The following is a 17,179-nucleotide window of genomic DNA, read 5'->3' on the forward strand; positions in this document are numbered from 1 at the left end:
TCAGTCGACCTCCTCGACCGTCACGAGGTGGCGGACGGTGTGCACCATGCCGCGGAACTCGGGGCGGTCCTCCTTGACGACCTGCGTGTTGATGCCCTTGAGACCAAGGGAGCGCAGGGTGTCACGGTGGTTCTGCTTGCTGCCGATGTACGACTTCGTCTGCGTGATCTTGAGCTGTGCCATCAGACACCAGCCCCGGCACGCGCACGAAGCAGAGCCGCGGGGGCGACGTCCTCGAGGGGCAGACCACGGCGAGCCGCGATCTCCTCGGGACGCTGCAGGCCCTTGAGGGCCGCCACGGTCGCGTGCACGATGTTGATCGCGTTCGAAGAACCGAGCGACTTCGACAGGATGTCGTGAACGCCGGCGCACTCGAGCACTGCACGCACGGGACCACCGGCGATAACACCGGTACCGGGGGAAGCAGGCTTGAGCAGGACGACGCCCGCGGCCTTCTCGCCCGTGATCGGGTGCGGGATGGTGCCCTGGATACGGGGGACCTTGAAGAAGTGCTTCTTGGCCTCTTCAACACCCTTGGCGATCGCGGCCGGCACCTCCTTGGCCTTGCCGTAACCGACACCGACGGTGCCGTCACCATCGCCCACCACGACCAGCGCGGTGAAGCTGAAGCGACGACCACCCTTCACAACCTTGGCGACGCGGTTGATCGCGACAACGCGCTCAACGTACGCGGTCTTCTCGGCAGCAGCGCCGCCGTCACGGCCCTTCCGGTCCCGCCGCTCGCCGCCACCGGCACCGCTTCCACGGCGCTGGGGTCCAGCCATTGGATTACCTCTCTCTTTCCGCTAGCTACGGAAGCGGCTCAGAACTTGAGCCCGGCTTCGCGGGCGGCGTCCGCCAGGGCGGCGATGCGCCCGGCGTACTGGTTTCCACCACGGTCGAACACGACAGCCTCGACACCGGCGGCCTTGGCACGCTCGGCGACCAGGGCGCCGACCGACTTGGCCTGCGTGGACTTGTCGCCCTCGCCACCACGGATCGTGGTGTCCAGGGTCGACGCCGACGCGAGGGTGTGACCCTTAACGTCGTCGATGACCTGGGCCACGATGTGGCGGTTGGAGCGCGTCACGACCAGGCGAGGACGCTCAGCCGTACCCGAGATGTGCTTACGGATGCGGATGTGACGACGCTTGATGGCAGCACGCTTGTAAGCGTCGCCCTTAGCAATCTTGACACCGTATGCCATGGCTTACTTACCCGCCTTTCCGACCTTGCGGCGGATGACTTCGCCTTCGTACTTGACGCCCTTGGCCTTGTACGGGTCGGGCTTGCGCAGCTTGCGGATGTTGGCCGCAACCTCGCCGACCTTCTGCTTGTCGATGCCCTCGACCGAGAAACGGGTCGGGGTCTCCACCTTGAAGGTGATGCCCTCGGGGGCCTCGACAGTGATCGAGTGGCTGTAACCGAGCGAGAACTCCAGGTTGGAGCCCTTCGCCAGGACGCGGTAACCAACACCGCTGATCTCGAGCTTCTTCACGTAACCCTCGGTCACGCCGGTGATCATGTTCGCCACCAGCGTGCGGGACAGGCCGTGGAGGGCCTTGTTCTGACGCTCGTCGTTGGGGCGGGTGACGTTCAGGACGCCGTCCTCACCCTTGGCGATGTCGATCGGCGCCACGACGGTGTGGGTCAGGGTGCCCTTGGGGCCCTTGACCGCGACCGTACGGCCGTCGATGGTGACGTCCACGCCGGCGGGAACCGTGATGGGGAGCTTGCCAATACGCGACATAGCTGTTTCCTCCGTTCCCTTCCGCTACCAGACGTAGGCGAGGACTTCTCCGCCTACGCCCTTCTTGCCGGCCTGCTTGTCGGTGAGGAGCCCGTGCGACGTGGAGATGATCGCCACGCCGAGGCCACCCAGCACCTTGGGCAGGTTGGTGGACTTCGCGTAAACCCGGAGACCGGGCTTGGAGATCCGCTTGATGCCCGCGATGGAGCGCTCACGGTTCGGGCCGAACTTCAGCTCGAGAACGAGGTTCTTGCCGACCTCGGCGTCCTCGACCTTCCAGCCCGTGATGAAGCCCTCCTGCTGGAGGATCTCCGCGATGTGCGACTTGATCTTGCTGTGCGGCATACCCACGGTGTCGTGGTACGCCGAGTTCGCGTTACGCAGACGCGTAAGCATGTCTGCGATCGGATCAGTCATGGTCATGAATTGGCCTTCGGCCTCTCTCGCCGGGGTTTCCTGTATGCGCCATCCCTCTCCCCACTCATGGGCGGGACGGGTGCGGTGCGGGGACCTACGGCGTAGTAAGTCGTGTGGGCGTCAGGCGCCCAACCCTCCTAGCCTAAGCCATGGAGAGCTGGGCACCCGACCGAGCCCATTGCTTACCGAGAGCCCTGGAACCCCAGAATTACTGGGACTACCAGGAGCTCTTGGTCACGCCCGGCAGCTCGCCACGGTGAGCCATCTCACGAAGGCACACGCGGCAGAGGCCGAACTTGCGGTACACGGAGTGCGGACGACCGCAGCGCTGGCAGCGCGTGTAACCACGCACACCGAACTTGGGCTTACGAGCAGCCTTGGCAATCAGAGCCTTCTTCGCCATCTCGCTTACGCCTCCTTGAAGGGGAAGCCGAGGTGACGGAGAAGGGCACGGCCCTCAGCGTCGTTGGTCGCCGTGGTCACCACGGTGATGTCCATGCCCCGGGTACGGTCGATCTTGTCCTGGTCGATCTCGTGGAACATGACCTGCTCCGTGAGACCGAAGGTGTAGTTGCCACGGCCGTCGAACTGCTTGGGGGACAGACCACGGAAGTCGCGGATGCGCGGGAGCGCGAGCGACAGGGTGCGGTCCAGGAACTCCCACATGCGGTCGCCACGGAGCGTGACGTGGGCACCGATCGGCTGACCCTCACGCAGCTTGAACTGCGCGATGGACTTGCGGGCCTTGGTGATGGCCGGCTTCTGACCGGTGATCGTGGTGAGGTCACGGACGGCACCGTCCATGAGCTTCGAGTCACGGGCGGCGTCGCCGACACCCATGTTGACCACGATCTTCACGAGGCCCGGCGTCTGCATGACGTTCTCGTAGGAGAACTCTTCCTGCAGCTTCGCCGCGATCTCCTCGCGGTACTTCGTCTTGAGACGCGGAGTGGTGGTGGTAGCCATCAGATGTCCTCACCCGTCCGCTTGGCAACGCGGATCTTGTTGCCCTCTTCGTCGAAGCGGTAACCGACGCGCGTGACGACCTTGTTGCCGTCCTTCTCAACGACCAGCTGGACGTTGGAGACGTGGACGGGCGCCTCGGTCGTGACGATGCCGCCGGCCTGCGAACCCTTGGCGGTGGGGCCGGCCTTCGTGTGCTTCTTGACCCGGTTGACACCCTCGACCAGGACGCGGTCCTCGCGGGGGAAGGCCGCGATGACCTTGCCCTGCTTGCCCTTGTCCTTACCGGTGATGACCTGGACCAGGTCGCCCTTCTTGATCTTCATGCTTACAGCACCTCCGGCGCGAGCGAGATGATCTTCATGAACTTCTTCTCGCGCAGCTCACGGCCGACGGGGCCGAAGATACGGGTGCCACGAGGGTCGCCGTCGTTCTTCAGAATGACGGCGGCGTTCTCGTCGAAGCGGATGTACGAGCCGTCCGGACGGCGGCGCTCCTTGACGGTGCGAACGATGACGGCCTTGACGACGTCACCCTTCTTCACGTTGCCGCCGGGGATCGCGTCCTTGACGGTGGCGACGATGACGTCACCGATGCCCGCGTAGCGGCGACCGGAGCCACCGAGCACACGGATGCAAAGGATCTCCTTCGCACCAGTGTTGTCGGCGACACGCAGTCGCGACTCCTGCTGGATCACGTCTATCTCCTGATTGTCTGCCGGTTCCCGGGGCGGGTCGTCCAGGACGACCCGCCCCGAGCCTGGCGGAACGAACCTGAGGGAAACCCCTCAGGTAATTACTTGGCCTTCTCGAGGATCTCGACGATGCGCCAGCGCTTCGTCGAGGACAGCGGCCGGGTCTCCATGAGGAGGACGCGGTCGCCGACGCCTGCGGCGTTCTGCTCGTCGTGGGCCTTGAGCTTGCTCGTACGGCGGATGACCTTGCCGTACAGCGCGTGCTTCACGCGGTCCTCGACGGCGACGACGACGGTCTTGTCCATCTTGTCGCTGACGACCAGACCCTCACGGGTCTTGCGGAAGCCGCGGTCGGTCTTCTGCTCAGTCACGTTGCTCTCGCTCATCAGGCGCTCTCCACCGTCTCGATGCCCAGCTCGCGCTCACGCATCAGGGTGTAGATCCGCGCGATGTCCTTGCGGACGGCCTTGAGCCGACCGTGGTTCTCGAGCTGACCGGTCGCCGCCTGGAAGCGGAGGTTGAACAGCTCTTCCTTGGCTTCGCGGAGCTTCGCGAGAAGCTCCTCGTCACCCAGTTCGCGCAGCTCGGACGCCTTGGTACCGGCCGACATCACGCTTCACCTGCCTCGCGCTTGACGATCCGGCACTTCATCGGCAGCTTGTGGGCTGCGCGAGTGAGGGCCTCACGGGCGATCTTCTCGTTGGGGTAGGACAGTTCGAACATGACCCGGCCCGGGTGCACGTTCGCGATCCACCACTCGGGGGAACCCTTACCGGAACCCATGCGGGTCTCGGCAGGCTTCTTGGTGAGCGGGCGGTCCGGGTAGATGTTGATCCAGACCTTGCCGCCACGCTTGATGTGGCGGGTCATCGCGATACGAGCGGCCTCGATCTGGCGGTTCGTCACGTACGCCGGCGTGAGGGCCTGAATGCCGTACTCGCCGAACGAAACCTGCGTACCGCCCTTGGACTGACCGCGTCGCTTCGGGTGGTGCTGCTTGCGGTGCTTGACCCTACGGGGGATCAGCATGTCGGTCAGGCCTCCGTTCCGGTGCTCTCAGCCGGAGCGGCGGCAGCCGGAGCCTCGGCCTTGGGGGCCTCGGCAGCGGGAGCCTGCTGCGGCTTACGACCGCGACCGCCACGCTCGCCACCGCGGCCACCACGGCCGGCCGGGCGGTCAGCGCCGCCACGGGCCGGGCGGTTGCCGGCGCGGGCAGCGGCGTTCTCGGCGCGAACCTCGGCGATGTTCTTGACGTCGCCCTTGTAGATCCAGACCTTCACACCGATACGGCCGAAGGTCGTCTTGGCCTCGAAGAAGCCGTAGTCGACGTTCGCGCGGAGCGTGTGCAGGGGCACACGGCCCTCGCGGTAGAACTCCGAGCGGGACATCTCGGCGCCGCCGAGACGGCCACCACACTGGATCTTGATGCCCTTGGCGCCGGCCTTCATCGTGCCCTGCATGCTCTTACGCATGGCGCGACGGAAGGAGACGCGGGAGGACAGCTGCTCGGCAACGGCCTGGGCAACCAGCTGAGCGTCGGTCTCGGGGCTCTTGACCTCGAGGATGTTCAGCTGGACCTGCTTGCCCGTGAGCTTCTCGAGGTCACCGCGGATGCGGTCGGCCTCGGCGCCACGGCGGCCGATGACGATGCCGGGACGCGCGGTGTGGATGTCCACCCGCACGCGGTCACGGGTGCGCTCGATCTCAACCTTCGAGATGCCGGCGCGCTCCATGCCGGACGTCATCATCCGACGGATGGCGACGTCTTCCTTGACGTAGTCCTTGTACAGCTTGTCGGCGTACCAGCGGGACTTGAAGTCCGTGGTGATGCCGAGCCGGAACCCATGCGGGTTAACCTTCTGGCCCATTACCGGGTTCCTTCCTTGCTGCTGACGACCACGGTGATGTGGCTGGTCCGCTTGCGGATCCGGTAGGCACGGCCCTGGGCGCGCGGACGGAACCGCTTCAGGGTCGGACCCTCGTCGACGTACGCCTCGGAGATGAAGAGGCTGTCGGCGTCGGTGTGGTCGTAGTTGTGCGCGGCGTTGGCGATGGCGCTGTCCAGCACCTTGCCAACCGGCACGCTCGCGGCCTGCGGGGCGAAACGCAGGACCGCCTGAGCCTCCGTGGCATCCATGCCACGGATAAGGTCCACCACTCGGCGGGCCTTCATGGGCGTAACGCGGATGTACCGCGCCTGGGCCCTGGCTTCCATGGTTGTCCTTCCAGTGTCTGTCATGGTCGATTCCACCCCGCTACTAGCGGCGCTTCGACTTCCGGTCGTCCTTGACGTGACCCCGGAAGGTGCGCGTCGGCGAGAACTCGCCGAGCTTGTGGCCGACCATCGACTCGGTGACAAACACCGGGATGTGGGTCTTGCCGTTGTGCACCGCGATCGTGTGGCCGAGCATGGCCGGGATGATCATCGAGCGACGGGACCAGGTCTTGATGACGTTCTTGGTACCGGCTTCGTTCTGAGCGTCCACCTTCTTTACGAGGTGGCCGTCAACGAAGGGTCCCTTCTTGAGACTGCGCGGCATCTAAACCCGCTCCTAGCGCTTCTTGTTCGTCTTGCGGCGGCGGACGATGTACTTGTTCGAAGCCTTCTTCGGCGAACGAGTACGACCCTCCTTCTGACCCCACGGGGAGACCGGGTGACGACCACCGGAGGTCTTACCCTCACCACCACCGTGCGGGTGGTCAACCGGGTTCATCGCCACACCGCGGACGGACGGGCGAACGCCCAGCCAGCGCTTACGGCCGGCCTTACCCCAGTTGATGTTGCTCTGCTCGGCGTTGCCGACCTCGCCGACCGTGGCGCGGCAGCGCTGGTCGACCAGGCGGATCTCACCGGAGGGCATGCGGAGGTGGGCCATGGTGCCCTCCTTCGCGAGCAGCTGCACCGAGGCACCGGCGGAGCGGGCGAACTTGGCACCGCCACCGGGACGGATCTCGATCGCGTGGATCGTGGTACCGACCGGGATGTTGCGGAGCGCCAGGTTGTTGCCCGGCTTGATGTCGGCCCCGGGACCGTTCTCGACGCGGTCACCCTGCGACAGGTTGCGGGGGGCGAGGATGTAGCGCTTCTCGCCGTCCGCGTAGTGCAGCAGCGCGATGCGCGCGGTGCGGTTGGGGTCGTACTCGATGTGCGCGACCTTCGCCGGCACGCCGTCCTTGTCGTGACGACGGAAGTCGATCACGCGGTAGGCGCGCTTGTGTCCGCCACCCTGGTGGCGAACCGTCACACGACCGGTGTTGTTACGGCCGCCCTTGCTGTGCAGCGGGCGGACCAGCGACTTCTCCGGCGTGGACCGCGTGACCTCGACGAAGTCGGCGACGCTGGAGCCGCGACGGCCCGGCGTAGTCGGCTTGTACTTGCGGATTCCCATTTCTCAGTCCTCGTCCGATATTCGGACCAGGGCGCTCCGTTAGGAGGCCTGGCCGAAGATGTCGATACGGTCGCCCTCGGCGAGGGTCACGATCGCGCGCTTGCTGTCAGCACGCTTGCCGAAGCCCGTCTTGGTGCGCTTGCGCTTGCCCTGACGGTTGATCGTGTTGACCCCGGTGACCTTGACCGAGAAGACCGCCTGGACGGCCTGCTTGATCTGGGTCTTGTTGGCCCGCGGGTCCACGACGAAGGTGTACTTGCCCTCGTCGAGAAGCGCGTAGCTCTTCTCCGAGACGACCGGCTTGAGGAGGACGTCACGGGGGTCCGTGAAGCTCTTGCTCAGCGGGGTCTCGACGGTGTTCTTGCCTTCGGCCTCGTGGCGCTTCGCCTTGGCGACGCGCGCGGCCTTGGCGGCCTTGGCGGCCTTCGAGGCAATGCTCGGGTGACGCGTAGCCATCAGGCTTCGCTCCCTTCGGTGTCAGCGGCCTGGGGGCCAGACACGAAGGACTCGAAAGCGGCCTGGGTGAAGACCACGTCGTCCGAGACGAGAACGTCGTACGTGTTCAGCTGGCCCGGCTCCAGGATGTGGACCTGGGGCAGGTTGCGCGCGGAGAGCAGCGCGGCCTCGTCGGAGCGCTCGATGACCAGGAGCACGTTCTTGCGCTCGCTGACCTTGCCGAGGAAGCTCTTCGCGGCCTTGGTGGAGGGGGTCTCGCCCTCGATCACGCCGGTGATGACGTGGATGCGAGCGTTGCGGGCCCGGTCGGTGAGGGCGTGGCGCAGGGCCGCGGCCTTCATCTTCTTCGGGGTCCGCTGCGAGTAGTCACGCGGGGTGGGGCCGTGAACGACGCCACCGCCGGCGAACTGCGGCGCACGGGTCGAACCCTGGCGCGCGCGGCCGGTGCCCTTCTGGCGGTAAGGCTTGCGGCCACCACCACGGACCTCGCCACGACGCTTGACCTTGTGCGTGCCCTGACGGGCCGCGGCCAGCTGCGCGACGACAACCTGGTGGAGCAGCGGGATGCTGATCTTCTCTACGTCGAAGATCTCGGCCGGGAGCTCAACAGTCCCGGCGGTGTCGCCGGAGGGCGACAGAATGTCAATGGTGCTCATGTCCTCAAGCCCCCTTGGCCGCGGTACGGACCAGGACGAGGCCGCCGTTCGGACCCGGGATGGCTCCCTTGATGAGGAGCAGGCCCTTCTCCGCGTCAACGGCGTGAACGGTCAGGTTCTGGGTGGTGACCCGCTCGTTGCCCATGCGGCCCGCCATGCGGACGCCCTTGAACACACGACCCGGGGTGGCACAGCCACCGATGGAGCCGGGGGAGCGGTGCTTGCGCTGGACACCGTGTCCAGCGCCGAGGCCCTTGAAGTTGTGACGCTTCATGACACCGGCGAAGCCCTTGCCCTTGCTCTTGCCGGTCACGTCCACCTTGATGCCGGCCTCGAACACCTCAGCGGTGATCTCCTGGCCGAGGGTGTACTCGCTGGCGTCAGCGGTACGGATCTCGACGAGGTGGCGGCGGGGAGTGACGTCGGCCTTGGCGAAGTGGCCCTTGAGGGGCTTGTTCACCTTGCGCGGGTCGATCTCGCCGAACGCGATCTGGACGGACTCGTAGCCGTCGACGTCGTTCGTACGGACCTGGGTCACGACGTTCGGGCCGGCCTTGACGACGGTGACCGGAACAACACGGTTGTTCTCGTCCCACACCTGCGTCATGCCGAGCTTCTCGCCCAGGATGCCCTTGATCTGCTTAGCCATTCTCAGATCACCGATCCCTAGAGCTTGATCTCGATGTCGACACCGGCCGGAAGGTCGAGTCGCATCAGGGAGTCAACGGTCTTGGGCGTGGGGTCGAGGATGTCGATGAGGCGCTTGTGGGTGCGCATCTCGAAGTGCTCGCGAGAGTCCTTGTACTTGTGCGGCGACTTGATGACGCAGTACACGTTCTTCTCAGTGGGCAGCGGCACCGGGCCCGCGACCGACGCACCAGTGCGGGTCACCGTCTCGACGATCTTCTTCGCCGAGGAGTCGATGACCTCGTGGTCGTAGGCCTTGAGCCGGATGCGGATCTTCTGTCCCGCCATGGCTACTCAGTAGTCCTTTGTCTCGGTAAAACGCTCTGGTACCCGGGGGTTCGCGTCCTGGTCTCCGACCCACGCGGTCGGGTGTGTCGCGCTCCTGCCGCACAGATATCCACAAGGGATTTCCCTACGAGGGACGCGGCCCGCCCGAAAGCAACCGCAGGACCGGGGGCTGAACACCCACCGGGCGCCTGGTCTGCACCCCGCTGACACTTCCCGGAAGATTCCCGTACGTCCGCCCCAGCGCTGCCTGACGACAGATGGGGCGACGAGTACTGTGGGACTCGCTTCCAGTCCTCCCGACGGGAGGCGCGCAGCATCGGCACTCGACCGAGCAACCCCGTTAGTCTGCCATACCGGACGCCCCCCTGGCCAATCGAGCCGAGGATCGTACCCCTAAGGTGACGCAGATCAAACCCGGCTCGACCACAACCGAAACGACCCCGGCATTTTCCGCCGATTGCCCCGTTTCTCCCTGCCGGACGGCATGCCTCTCCCCTCGCCCCCGCCGGCGGCTACGCCCCACCCGGCATCGGGCTCGGCTCCGGCTCAGCCTCGTCGGCGCAGCGTGCTCCAGGCGTCCTCGATCGTCTCCCCCGACCGCAGCCACCAGCCCTCCAGCTTGTTGCGCACCCCCGAGACGACCTTCCACCACTTGAAGCGCGGGGGCAGCCGCCGGAACGGTACGAAGGTCAAGGTGTCCTTGACGGCGTACTCGGCGATGCTTCGGGGCCCCTCCGCGCTCAGGGCGGCGTACAGCTCGGGGGTCAACCGGCCGTTGACACGCGCCGCAGTGCCGGCCGCGGTGCAGGCGAACGCGCGCTGATCGAGATCCGGCAACCGCATGGCCCGGACGATCCGAGGTGACGCCTCCTCCAGCGGACAGTTGAAGGCCAGCCCGATCACCGCGGTGCCGAGATGCCCCGCCCCGCGCTCGAACGCCGCGTCCACCTCGGCGGGGTCGTCGATACGCAGCAGGCCCCTGCCGGTTTCCCAGTCGTATCCGGACGTCATACCGATCCTTCAGCGCTCCCACCCGATGTCACGGATCAATCCCACGGATCACGCAGTGGCCTGCGCTTCCACCACTGCGCGAGTTCCGCCTCGGGACGCTCCTTCGTCGGACGCACCCAGGCGCGCAGCGACCGCTCCGGATCCGGAACGCTCGCGGCCGCGAAGCGTTCGTCCAACCGCGCCAGCAGCTGCCCCAGCGCGCCCTCCCGGGCCTCCGCGGGCAGCCCGGGCATCAACTGCTCCAGCGAGTCACGGGAGTCGAGGTCGTTCTCGTAGGCGCTGACGGGATAGAAGTCGTCGCTCGACCGACCGGGCTCCATCCGGCGCACCACACGCTCCCAGGAAGCGAACCGATCGGCGACCGAGTAGACGGGAGTCGTGATCCTCTCCCGCAGCGCCGGTGCGACCCGGGACCGCTCCACCTCAAGACGCTCCGCGTCGCATCGGGCGACGGCTTCCAGGACCTCGGCCGGCAATTCCGCCCACACGGTCCTCGTGTCCGGCGCGGCTCGGAACACGCCGTGCTCCAGCACATGCCGGTCCCCCGGCCGATTCCCCGCCATGCCGCGACCCCCGTCACGCCCACCTCGACAACACCCTTACGCGCAAGCGAACTTACAGGGAGCACCTCTGCGGTTCGGCAGCCGCCGTCGGGCCCGTAGCCTCCCTTCATGGCTCGGACCACGCCCCCACGGCCCCTCGACGTCACCGTCCCGTTTCCCGAACTCGCGGCGCTGGCCCGCAGCGCCGTCCGGCTGCATCCGCGGCCGGGCGCGCCGACCGCCCGGGACAGTTCGGTCGGCGGTCCCCTGCTGTGGCCCTCAGGTGAGCCGTGGCCCACGTGCCCGGACCACGACGCGCCCACGCACCGCGGTGTGGCGCCCGACGACGTACGGCAGCGGCGGCGCATCCTCGACGACGCCTGGACCCGGCCCCGCGCTGAGGGCGCGGACCTGCTCACCCCCGACGAGCGGGAGATCGTCGACCGCGCGGTCGACGACCGGCCCCTCCCGCAGGACGGACCGGTCCCCCTCATCCCCGTGGTCCAGGTCTACGCCGCCGACGTCCCCGCGCTGCCCCGCCCCGCCGGCGCCGATCTGCTCCAGGTCCTGTGGTGCCCGTTCGACCACGACGAGGACTACCTCCCCGCGGTGGAACTGCGCTGGCGCTCCTCCGCCGACGTCACCGACCCGCTCGCCGCACCACCCGGGCCCTCGGTGATCGGCAGCGACACCTACCTGCCCGAGCCCTGCCTGCTCCACCCGGAGACGGTCACCGAGTACCCGGCCCCCCACGAGCTGCCCGAGGAGCTCGCCGACCGGATCGAGGCCTGGGAGGACGAGCAGAACCCCGACGACGAGGACGACGTCGCGACCGTCGACTACCAGTACGACCTCAGCGTCGCCCCCGGCTGCAAACTCGGCGGCCACGCCCCGTGGAGCTTCAGCGACCCGTTCCCCATGGCCTGCCCCGAGTGCGGCTCGGACGTGCGCCCGCTGCTCACCGTCGACGGCACCGAATGGGACGGCGGCACCGGGAGCTGGCGCCCCCTGGAGGACGCCGGCTACGACGGCCTCCACTTCCTCGGCCCGGCCTGCTCCACCCGGCTCACCATCGGCCGGAGCTACAACCTGCAGGTCTACGTCTGCGTCGCCTCGTACGACCATCCGCACGTGCAGAACATGCAGTGACCGGCCCCGGCGGGGTTCAGCCCGGCGCCTGCAACCACTCCAGCTCCGCGTCGTACGCCCTGTACCCCGCCTTGCCCCATTCCGGCGCGCCGGAGTCCGGGCGCAGGACGTCCGGCAGACGGGCCACCCGCCACATGCGGAACACGTTCTCCGGTGTGCTGCGACCGGTCTCGTCCACCAGCTCGCAGGCGTCGCGGACGACCTCGGCGATCAGGCCCCCACCCTCCTCGGCGTCGACCCTGGCCGCTATGCCGGCGGTCACCAAGGCGTCCAGCAGGTTCGCCAGTTGGAGGTCCGCGCCCATCCGGCACATCCGACGCACCACCCGCGGGTCCTCCAGGTACGCGAGGTCCTCCGGCGACTCCGGATCCCAGGTGATCCCCGCCGACCAGAGCAGCAGCCACGGCGCCTCGACGGGGTGCTCGCGCAGGTACCCCAGCTCGTCCGCGACGGCCATGCCCGCGTCGTCGAACCGGCCGATCGTCCGGACGGCCGCCATGACCCGGGCGACGGCCTCGCCCCTGGGGGCCAGGAAGTCCCCCACCGAGACATCCGCCAGATCCCAGGTACCGGTGTGGTTCACCGCCCCGATCTCGACGACCCCGCCGAGGGCCGCGAAGACGGTACGTGCGTAGCTCTGCGGGTGGATCTCCGCCCTCTCGGTCAACGCCGAGCCGCGAAGCGAATGAACACAACCCAGGCCCCGGGCGCCACCATCAGTTGGGCACCGTCCGGGTCTTTGGAGTCACGGACGTGGATGGTGGCGGGGGTGTGGGCTACTTCGACGCAGTCACTGGGGTTACTGCTGTCGCTGTAGCTGCTCTTCAACCACTTCAGTTCGGACGCTTCGCCGGCCGAGGTCCCGTGGGTCATGTCTCTCCCAGCACTTGCTCGATGAAGGCCAGCGACTCCCCCGGTGAGAGAGCTTGAGCCCTGATGATGCCGTACCGCAGTTCGAGAATCCGGAGCTGTCTCGGGTCGGAGACCGGGCGTCCGTTGAACTCGTCGTCGGTACGTCCCACCGCCGTGCCGTCTCCGAACTTCAGCACCTGGATCCGTCCGGCCGCGCCAGGATGATCGGCTCGTGCGGTGGGCATCACCTGGAACTCGACCTGCGTCAACTCTGCCATCTCCCGCAGGTGTTCGAGCTGACGGCGATGCACCAAATTCCCGCCGACGGGTCGGCGCAGGGTCACCTCCTCCTGCACGAAGCTGAGTTCCGGAACGGGTGACCGGCTGAAAATCGTCCGCCTGGCCATACGTGCGGCCACCGCGCGTTCCAACCCGTCCTGAGACAGAGTGGGCCGCCACGTACCGAACAGCGCCCGCGCATACTCCTCCGTCTGCAACAGCCCATGGATGTTGTGGTTGCTGTACAGCAGCAGCTCGACCGCCCTCTCCTCCAGCATCTTCAGCTCGCGCACCTTCTTCGGGTACCGGGCCTTTTCCATGTCCTCCTTGAAGGCCCGAAGGCGCCCCTCGGCGTTCAGGACGTCGTCCGCGCGGTCCAGGAAGTCCGCCCGGGGGATCCGGGCGCCGCGCTCCACCTTGCGGACCAGGTCCTCCCCGTAGCCGATGGCCCGTCCGAAGTCGACCACCCGCATCCCGGCCGCCTCGCGCCAGAGCCTGATCTGGCGGCCGGTCGCCTCGACGACCGGGGCGACCTCGTCCTCGGGGCTGACGTCCCACCCCGGCTCGTCCGCGCTCTCGCTGCTCACACCCACCCACCTCCAACGCCCAGGGTTCCCGGACGACACCCGGGACAGCCGGGACAGATCGGGACAACGACCGGACAGTCCCGATACGTACCGGCGTCATCGCTGCTCAGAGTAGGCAGCGTCGGACACGCTGAGTGACGTGAATCAGGAAACCGCCGGGCCGGAGGCCCAACGCGTCGAACCCGTCCGCAACTTCAGCGTGCTGCTGTCCCCCACGCCCCGCGGCGCCCGTCTGGCCAGGCTGCTGGCGACCGAGCAACTCCGCTCCTGGGAGCTTCCGTTGAGTCCGGCCGACCAGGTCGTCGCGGAGCTCGCGAACAACGCGGCGACGCACGGCCGCGTACGGGGAAGGGACTTCCGGCTCACGCTGTACGTCGTCGGCGACACCCTCCGCATCGAGGTGACGGACACCGTCGGTGACCGTCTCCCCCGGGCCGGCGGGGCGGATCCCGGCGCCGGGTCGGGCCGCGGGCTGCTCCTCGTGGATGCGTTCGCGCACCGCTGGGGCGTGACACCCGGCCCCGCCCCGCGCAAGACCGTCTGGGCCGAACTGAGGCTCCGGGAACCGGAGCACGGCGGACCGTGCTCCGGTGCGGCCTGCGGTCTTTTCCAAGCACCACCGGGGAGAAAGAACCCCCGCCAAGCCCCACCCCTCCCGCCCGCGGCGCGGTCTCACTCCCCCGAGTGAATATGCCCAACCGGGCTGGATTCGGGTGGGGTTGCCTGCCCTACGCTCAGCGCGACAGATCACGACCGCAGGTATCCGCAGCCAGCCGCGGACCTGCGCCAGAAAATGTGACGGCCCCCGCCGGGACTAGCGATCCCAGTGCGAGGGCCTGACCACCGAGGAAGTTCGGAGCTTCCTGATGGACACTGAAAACCCTAGCGCGCCCGAGCGTCTCCAGTCCCGCATGCCGGGCAAAAACCACCCTCACAGGCGCCCCCGTTCCGGCGTGGTGCACGACAACACCCGCCACACCGAGCGCTTCACGGTGATCGGCAACCACCTCACCCAGCATCCGGAGCTGTCCGGACTCGCGATCGGGCTCGGCGCCCACATCCAGTCGCTGCCCGCCGGCGCCCCCGTCGACATCAAGACCCTCGCCGCCCGCTTCCCCGAGGGCGCCACCCGGATCGCCGCCGCCCTGCGCGAGCTGGAGACCCACGGCTATCTGCGCCGCACCCGCGAACGCACACCCGACGGCCGGATCGTCACCCGCACGGTGTCCTGCAACCACCCCGGCCGCCACGGCACGCAGGCCGCGACCACGGGACCCAAGCCACCGACCCGACGCCCTGCCCCGGCCGACCGCCCCCGCCGCAAGGCGCTCCCGGCCGTCCCGCAACCCGCTCGCCCTTCCCCCGCTCTCCTCCGGACGGCCACCGACCTCCTCGCGGGCCTCCGCCGCGAGGACCCCCGCCTCCTCCTCTCCACCACCGACACCGAGCACCTCTCCCCCGGCGTCGCCGCCTGGCTGGAGCGCGACCTCACCCCCATCGCCGTATGTCACGCCCTGACCAGGGACCTGCCACTCGAAGACCTGCACCGCCCGGCCGCCCTCCTCGCCCACCGCCTCGAGGCCCTGCTGCCGCCCCCGCCTCCCTTCCGCTCCCCCCTCACGGTCAGAGACGTCCGGCACCCACTCCAGAACTGCGAAGGTTGCGACCGCGCCTTCCGAGGGCCTGAGCCGGGCAGGTGCGGCGGCTGTCAGACCGCCTCGCCTTCTCCGATGTCCTCAGGTTCGAGGTAGCAATTACTGGCTGGTCTGCGCCACGGCCGCCCACCACGGCCTCACCGTCCTGCACGACGACCAGGACTTCCGAGCCGCCGCCCGCATCCTCCCGGACCTGGTGGAACGCAGCGTGTTCGCACCGGCGGGATGACCTCCGGATTCCATCCGGCCCCCGACACGGCGAAGGGCCCGTACGACCGAAGCCGCACGGACCCTTGCCGACGCCGACCGTCCGGCCGCCCTCGCGGACCTCGGTCGGATCGGACCCCGGTCAGATCACGCCCTGCTCCAGCATCGCGCCCGCGACCCGCTCGAAGCCCGCGATGTTCGCGCCGCTGACGTAGTCGCCGGGGACGCCGTAGCGCTCGGCGGTCTCGTGGCAGATGGCGTGGATGTTGTTCATGATCCCGGCCAGTTCGTTCTCGACCCGCTCGCGCGGCCACGACGTACGGGCGTGGTTCTGGCTCATCTCCAGCGCACTGACCGCGACACCGCCCGCGTTGGCCGCCTTGCCGGGGCCGAAGGCGACGCCCGCCTTCTGGAAGAGGTGGACCGCCTCGGGGGTGGTCGGCATGTTGGCGCCCTCGGAGACCGCCTTGACGCCGTTGCCGATCAGGGTGGCCGCAGCGGCCGCGTCCAGCTCGTTCTGGGTGGCCGAGGGCAGCGCGACATCGGCCGGCACGTCCCAGACGCTGCCGTTCGCGACGAACCGCGCCGACGCGCCGCGCCGGGCCGCGTAGTCGGAGACCCGGCCGCGCTCGACCTCCTTGATCTGCTTGAGCAGGGCGACGTCGATGCCCTTGTCGTCGACGACGTAGCCCGTCGAGTCGGAGCAGGTCACCGGGTTGGCGCCGAGGGCGGTGAGCTTCTCGATCGTGTACGTGGCGACGTTCCCGGAGCCGGAGACGACCACGGTCTGGCCCTCCAGGTCCTCGCCGCGCTCGCGCAGCATGGCGGCGGCGAACAGGACGTTGCCGTAGCCGGTCGCCTCGGGACGGATCAGCGAACCGCCCCAGTGCGTGCCCTTGCCGGTCAGGACACCGGCCTCCCAGCGGTTGGTGATGCGGCGGTACTGGCCGAAGAGATAGCCGATCTCGCGGCCGCCCACGCCGATGTCGCCCGCGGGCACGTCCGTGTGCTCACCGATGTGGCGGTACAGCTCGGTCATGAAGGACTGGCAGAAGCGCATGACCTCGGCGTCCGACCTGCCGCGCGGGTCGAAGTCGCTGCCGCCCTTGCCACCACCGATACCGAGGCCGGTCAGCGCGTTCTTGAAGATCTGCTCGAAGCCGAGGAACTTCACGATGCCGAGGTTCACCGACGGGTGGAAGCGCAGACCGCCCTTGTACGGGCCGAGCGCGCTGTTGAACTCCACGCGGTAGCCCCGGTTGACGTGGACCTTGCCGTGGTCGTCCTGCCACGGCACCCTGAAGATGATCTGCCGCTCCGGTTCCACCAGCCGCTCGACGAGGGCCGCGTCCGCGAGCTCGGGGCGCTGCGTGAGGACCGGGGCCAGGGTTTCGAGCACCTCGTTGGCGGCCTGGAGGAACTCGGGCTGGGCCGGATTGCGCAGCTCGATGTCGGCGAGCAGGGCGGCGATGCGGCTCTTCGTGTCGGGGCGGGTCACCTGGGGTCCCTTCGGGCAGGGCCGTCGGGGCGGCCGACCGGGGTCGGTTCGACCGGTCGGTTCCGGCGGCGTCGGTGCGCAGAGCAGTCGGTCCCCCGC

29 protein-coding genes and 1 pseudogene are annotated in these 17,179 nt (G+C 68.1%); 4 read left to right on the top strand and 26 right to left on the bottom strand.

The window, feature by feature from the left end:
- The 22 genes from rpmD to IO36_RS37375 all read right to left on the bottom strand — a co-directional run bounded on the left by rpmD (position 1) and on the right by IO36_RS37375 (position 10,829).
- Positions 1 to 183, bottom strand: a complete 183-nt coding sequence (gene rpmD, locus IO36_RS37275; protein ID WP_005481207.1) for a 50S ribosomal protein L30 — start codon at positions 181 to 183, stop codon at positions 1 to 3.
- Complete coding sequence (rpsE, locus tag IO36_RS37280) at positions 183 to 785, bottom strand: 30S ribosomal protein S5 (RefSeq protein WP_037626974.1); 603 nt, start codon at positions 783 to 785, stop codon at positions 183 to 185. Before rpsE ends, rpmD begins: the two co-directional genes overlap by 1 nt.
- Positions 786 to 823: 38 nt before the next feature.
- The gene (rplR, locus tag IO36_RS37285; protein WP_037626978.1) at positions 824 to 1,207 is read right to left on the bottom strand and encodes a 50S ribosomal protein L18; all 384 of its coding nucleotides are present in this window, start codon (positions 1,205 to 1,207) and stop codon (positions 824 to 826) included.
- 3 nt (positions 1,208 to 1,210) lie between these two features.
- A complete protein-coding gene (rplF, locus tag IO36_RS37290; RefSeq protein WP_037626980.1) occupies positions 1,211 to 1,750 on the bottom strand; it encodes a 50S ribosomal protein L6 in 540 nt (179 codons plus the stop codon).
- Between the two features lie 24 nt (positions 1,751 to 1,774).
- Positions 1,775 to 2,173 (bottom strand): 30S ribosomal protein S8, encoded by a 399-nt coding sequence (gene rpsH, locus IO36_RS37295; RefSeq protein ID WP_010986352.1) that lies wholly within the window; start codon positions 2,171 to 2,173, stop codon positions 1,775 to 1,777.
- Between the two features lie 211 nt (positions 2,174 to 2,384).
- Positions 2,385 to 2,570, bottom strand: coding sequence for a type Z 30S ribosomal protein S14 (locus IO36_RS45410; RefSeq protein ID WP_003948630.1), 186 nt, complete (start codon positions 2,568 to 2,570; stop codon positions 2,385 to 2,387).
- A gap of 5 nt (positions 2,571 to 2,575) precedes the next feature.
- On the bottom strand, positions 2,576 to 3,133 hold the full coding sequence (rplE, locus tag IO36_RS37300; protein WP_037626984.1) for a 50S ribosomal protein L5: 558 nt from the start codon (positions 3,131 to 3,133) through the stop codon (positions 2,576 to 2,578).
- Positions 3,133 to 3,456 (bottom strand): 50S ribosomal protein L24, encoded by a 324-nt coding sequence (gene rplX / locus IO36_RS37305; protein WP_037626986.1) that lies wholly within the window; start codon positions 3,454 to 3,456, stop codon positions 3,133 to 3,135. Before rplX ends, rplE begins: the two co-directional genes overlap by 1 nt.
- A gap of 2 nt (positions 3,457 to 3,458) precedes the next feature.
- Positions 3,459 to 3,827, bottom strand: a complete 369-nt coding sequence (gene rplN, locus IO36_RS37310; protein ID WP_003998823.1) for a 50S ribosomal protein L14 — start codon at positions 3,825 to 3,827, stop codon at positions 3,459 to 3,461.
- Positions 3,828 to 3,925: 98 nt separating this feature from the next.
- Complete coding sequence (gene rpsQ / locus IO36_RS37315; protein ID WP_037626988.1) at positions 3,926 to 4,210, bottom strand: 30S ribosomal protein S17; 285 nt, start codon at positions 4,208 to 4,210, stop codon at positions 3,926 to 3,928.
- A complete protein-coding gene (gene rpmC / locus IO36_RS37320; protein WP_003998824.1) occupies positions 4,210 to 4,434 on the bottom strand; it encodes a 50S ribosomal protein L29 in 225 nt (74 codons plus the stop codon). The genes rpsQ and rpmC overlap by 1 nt, the downstream gene beginning before the upstream one ends.
- Positions 4,434 to 4,853, bottom strand: coding sequence for a 50S ribosomal protein L16 (gene rplP, locus IO36_RS37325; RefSeq protein ID WP_037626991.1), 420 nt, complete (start codon positions 4,851 to 4,853; stop codon positions 4,434 to 4,436). Before rplP ends, rpmC begins: the two co-directional genes overlap by 1 nt.
- A gap of 5 nt (positions 4,854 to 4,858) precedes the next feature.
- Positions 4,859 to 5,692, bottom strand: coding sequence for a 30S ribosomal protein S3 (gene rpsC / locus IO36_RS37330; RefSeq protein ID WP_037626993.1), 834 nt, complete (start codon positions 5,690 to 5,692; stop codon positions 4,859 to 4,861).
- The gene (gene rplV, locus IO36_RS37335) at positions 5,692 to 6,039 is read right to left on the bottom strand and encodes a 50S ribosomal protein L22 (RefSeq protein ID WP_003974262.1); all 348 of its coding nucleotides are present in this window, start codon (positions 6,037 to 6,039) and stop codon (positions 5,692 to 5,694) included. Before rplV ends, rpsC begins: the two co-directional genes overlap by 1 nt.
- Before the next feature lie 43 nt (positions 6,040 to 6,082).
- Complete coding sequence (gene rpsS / locus IO36_RS37340) at positions 6,083 to 6,364, bottom strand: 30S ribosomal protein S19 (RefSeq protein WP_015035577.1); 282 nt, start codon at positions 6,362 to 6,364, stop codon at positions 6,083 to 6,085.
- Positions 6,365 to 6,376: 12 nt separating this feature from the next.
- Positions 6,377 to 7,213 carry a 50S ribosomal protein L2 gene (rplB, locus tag IO36_RS37345; protein WP_037626996.1) on the bottom strand — a complete coding sequence of 279 codons (837 nt, stop codon included), beginning with the start codon at positions 7,211 to 7,213 and terminating at the stop codon, positions 6,377 to 6,379.
- 39 nt (positions 7,214 to 7,252) lie between these two features.
- The gene (gene rplW / locus IO36_RS37350; RefSeq protein WP_037626998.1) at positions 7,253 to 7,669 is read right to left on the bottom strand and encodes a 50S ribosomal protein L23; all 417 of its coding nucleotides are present in this window, start codon (positions 7,667 to 7,669) and stop codon (positions 7,253 to 7,255) included.
- Positions 7,669 to 8,325 (bottom strand): 50S ribosomal protein L4, encoded by a 657-nt coding sequence (gene rplD, locus IO36_RS37355; RefSeq protein WP_037627000.1) that lies wholly within the window; start codon positions 8,323 to 8,325, stop codon positions 7,669 to 7,671. Before rplD ends, rplW begins: the two co-directional genes overlap by 1 nt.
- Positions 8,326 to 8,329: 4 nt before the next feature.
- Complete coding sequence (gene rplC / locus IO36_RS37360; RefSeq protein WP_037627001.1) at positions 8,330 to 8,974, bottom strand: 50S ribosomal protein L3; 645 nt, start codon at positions 8,972 to 8,974, stop codon at positions 8,330 to 8,332.
- 17 nt (positions 8,975 to 8,991) lie between these two features.
- Positions 8,992 to 9,300 (bottom strand): 30S ribosomal protein S10, encoded by a 309-nt coding sequence (gene rpsJ / locus IO36_RS37365; RefSeq protein WP_003948644.1) that lies wholly within the window; start codon positions 9,298 to 9,300, stop codon positions 8,992 to 8,994.
- Between the two features lie 546 nt (positions 9,301 to 9,846).
- The gene (locus tag IO36_RS37370; RefSeq protein WP_037627003.1) at positions 9,847 to 10,311 is read right to left on the bottom strand and encodes a hypothetical protein; all 465 of its coding nucleotides are present in this window, start codon (positions 10,309 to 10,311) and stop codon (positions 9,847 to 9,849) included.
- 35 nt (positions 10,312 to 10,346) lie between these two features.
- Positions 10,347 to 10,829, bottom strand: a complete 483-nt coding sequence (locus IO36_RS37375) for a hypothetical protein (protein ID WP_158997726.1) — start codon at positions 10,827 to 10,829, stop codon at positions 10,347 to 10,349.
- A gap of 153 nt (positions 10,830 to 10,982) precedes the next feature.
- Between IO36_RS37375 and IO36_RS37380 the strand changes: the two genes are divergently transcribed.
- A complete protein-coding gene (locus IO36_RS37380) occupies positions 10,983 to 12,002 on the top strand; it encodes a hypothetical protein (protein ID WP_037627006.1) in 1,020 nt (339 codons plus the stop codon).
- Between the two features lie 16 nt (positions 12,003 to 12,018).
- Here IO36_RS37380 and IO36_RS37385 read toward each other — a convergent pair whose 3' ends face one another.
- From IO36_RS37385 to IO36_RS37395, 3 genes are read right to left on the bottom strand one after another with little or no spacing between them, the layout of a single operon-like run.
- Entirely contained in the window at positions 12,019 to 12,669 is a 651-nt protein-coding gene (locus IO36_RS37385; protein WP_037627007.1) for a hypothetical protein, read from the bottom strand.
- Entirely contained in the window at positions 12,666 to 12,875 is a 210-nt protein-coding gene (locus IO36_RS37390) for a DUF397 domain-containing protein (RefSeq protein WP_037627008.1), read from the bottom strand. Before IO36_RS37390 ends, IO36_RS37385 begins: the two co-directional genes overlap by 4 nt.
- Entirely contained in the window at positions 12,872 to 13,726 is an 855-nt protein-coding gene (locus tag IO36_RS37395) for a helix-turn-helix domain-containing protein (RefSeq protein WP_037627011.1), read from the bottom strand. Before IO36_RS37395 ends, IO36_RS37390 begins: the two co-directional genes overlap by 4 nt.
- A gap of 133 nt (positions 13,727 to 13,859) precedes the next feature.
- Here IO36_RS37395 and IO36_RS37400 point away from each other — a divergent pair, with 133 nt between their 5' ends.
- The 3 genes and pseudogenes from IO36_RS37400 to IO36_RS48735 all read left to right on the top strand — a co-directional run.
- Positions 13,860 to 14,408, top strand: coding sequence for an ATP-binding protein (locus IO36_RS37400; RefSeq protein ID WP_037627013.1), 549 nt, complete (start codon positions 13,860 to 13,862; stop codon positions 14,406 to 14,408).
- Between the two features lie 178 nt (positions 14,409 to 14,586).
- Positions 14,587 to 15,471, top strand: coding sequence for a helix-turn-helix domain-containing protein (locus IO36_RS37405; RefSeq protein WP_051901229.1), 885 nt, complete (start codon positions 14,587 to 14,589; stop codon positions 15,469 to 15,471).
- A gap of 10 nt (positions 15,472 to 15,481) precedes the next feature.
- Positions 15,482 to 15,604 (top strand): annotated as a pseudogene (locus IO36_RS48735) (PIN domain-containing protein); the annotation flags it as partial.
- A 120-nt stretch (positions 15,605 to 15,724) separates the two neighbouring features.
- Here the strand turns inward: IO36_RS48735 and gdhA are convergent.
- On the bottom strand, positions 15,725 to 17,080 hold the full coding sequence (gene gdhA, locus IO36_RS37410; protein WP_037627017.1) for an NADP-specific glutamate dehydrogenase: 1,356 nt from the start codon (positions 17,078 to 17,080) through the stop codon (positions 15,725 to 15,727).
- Between the last annotated feature and the right edge of the window lie 99 nt (positions 17,081 to 17,179).

Origin of the sequence: Streptomyces aureus, assembly GCF_000725495.1 — a bacterium.
In the GTDB taxonomy this organism is placed as follows: Bacteria; Actinomycetota; Actinomycetes; order Streptomycetales; family Streptomycetaceae; genus Streptomyces; species Streptomyces aureus_B.

Coding starts and splice junctions, on each gene's coding strand:
- IO36_RS45410 (WP_003948630.1), bottom strand. CDS start 2,570: ATGGCGAAGAAGGCTCTGATTGCCAAGGCTGCTCGTAAGCCCAAGTTC.
- rpmD (WP_005481207.1), bottom strand. CDS start 183: ATGGCACAGCTCAAGATCACGCAGACGAAGTCGTACATCGGCAGCAAG.
- rpsE (WP_037626974.1), bottom strand. CDS start 785: ATGGCTGGACCCCAGCGCCGTGGAAGCGGTGCCGGTGGCGGCGAGCGG.
- rpsQ (WP_037626988.1), bottom strand. CDS start 4,210: ATGAGCGAGAGCAACGTGACTGAGCAGAAGACCGACCGCGGCTTCCGC.
- rplB (WP_037626996.1), bottom strand. CDS start 7,213: ATGGGAATCCGCAAGTACAAGCCGACTACGCCGGGCCGTCGCGGCTCC.
- rplC (WP_037627001.1), bottom strand. CDS start 8,974: ATGGCTAAGCAGATCAAGGGCATCCTGGGCGAGAAGCTCGGCATGACG.
- IO36_RS37380 (WP_037627006.1), top strand. CDS start 10,983: ATGGCTCGGACCACGCCCCCACGGCCCCTCGACGTCACCGTCCCGTTT.
- IO36_RS37405 (WP_051901229.1), top strand. CDS start 14,587: ATGGACACTGAAAACCCTAGCGCGCCCGAGCGTCTCCAGTCCCGCATG.
- rplW (WP_037626998.1), bottom strand. CDS start 7,669: ATGGCTACGCGTCACCCGAGCATTGCCTCGAAGGCCGCCAAGGCCGCC.
- rpsH (WP_010986352.1), bottom strand. CDS start 2,173: ATGACCATGACTGATCCGATCGCAGACATGCTTACGCGTCTGCGTAAC.
- rplF (WP_037626980.1), bottom strand. CDS start 1,750: ATGTCGCGTATTGGCAAGCTCCCCATCACGGTTCCCGCCGGCGTGGAC.
- rpsC (WP_037626993.1), bottom strand. CDS start 5,692: ATGGGCCAGAAGGTTAACCCGCATGGGTTCCGGCTCGGCATCACCACG.
- rplE (WP_037626984.1), bottom strand. CDS start 3,133: ATGGCTACCACCACCACTCCGCGTCTCAAGACGAAGTACCGCGAGGAG.
- rplD (WP_037627000.1), bottom strand. CDS start 8,325: ATGAGCACCATTGACATTCTGTCGCCCTCCGGCGACACCGCCGGGACT.
- IO36_RS37370 (WP_037627003.1), bottom strand. CDS start 10,311: ATGACGTCCGGATACGACTGGGAAACCGGCAGGGGCCTGCTGCGTATC.
- rplR (WP_037626978.1), bottom strand. CDS start 1,207: ATGGCATACGGTGTCAAGATTGCTAAGGGCGACGCTTACAAGCGTGCT.
- rpsS (WP_015035577.1), bottom strand. CDS start 6,364: ATGCCGCGCAGTCTCAAGAAGGGACCCTTCGTTGACGGCCACCTCGTA.
- rplP (WP_037626991.1), bottom strand. CDS start 4,853: ATGCTGATCCCCCGTAGGGTCAAGCACCGCAAGCAGCACCACCCGAAG.
- rpmC (WP_003998824.1), bottom strand. CDS start 4,434: ATGTCGGCCGGTACCAAGGCGTCCGAGCTGCGCGAACTGGGTGACGAG.
- IO36_RS37390 (WP_037627008.1), bottom strand. CDS start 12,875: ATGACCCACGGGACCTCGGCCGGCGAAGCGTCCGAACTGAAGTGGTTG.
- rpsJ (WP_003948644.1), bottom strand. CDS start 9,300: ATGGCGGGACAGAAGATCCGCATCCGGCTCAAGGCCTACGACCACGAG.
- rplX (WP_037626986.1), bottom strand. CDS start 3,456: ATGAAGATCAAGAAGGGCGACCTGGTCCAGGTCATCACCGGTAAGGAC.
- rplV (WP_003974262.1), bottom strand. CDS start 6,039: ATGGAAGCCAGGGCCCAGGCGCGGTACATCCGCGTTACGCCCATGAAG.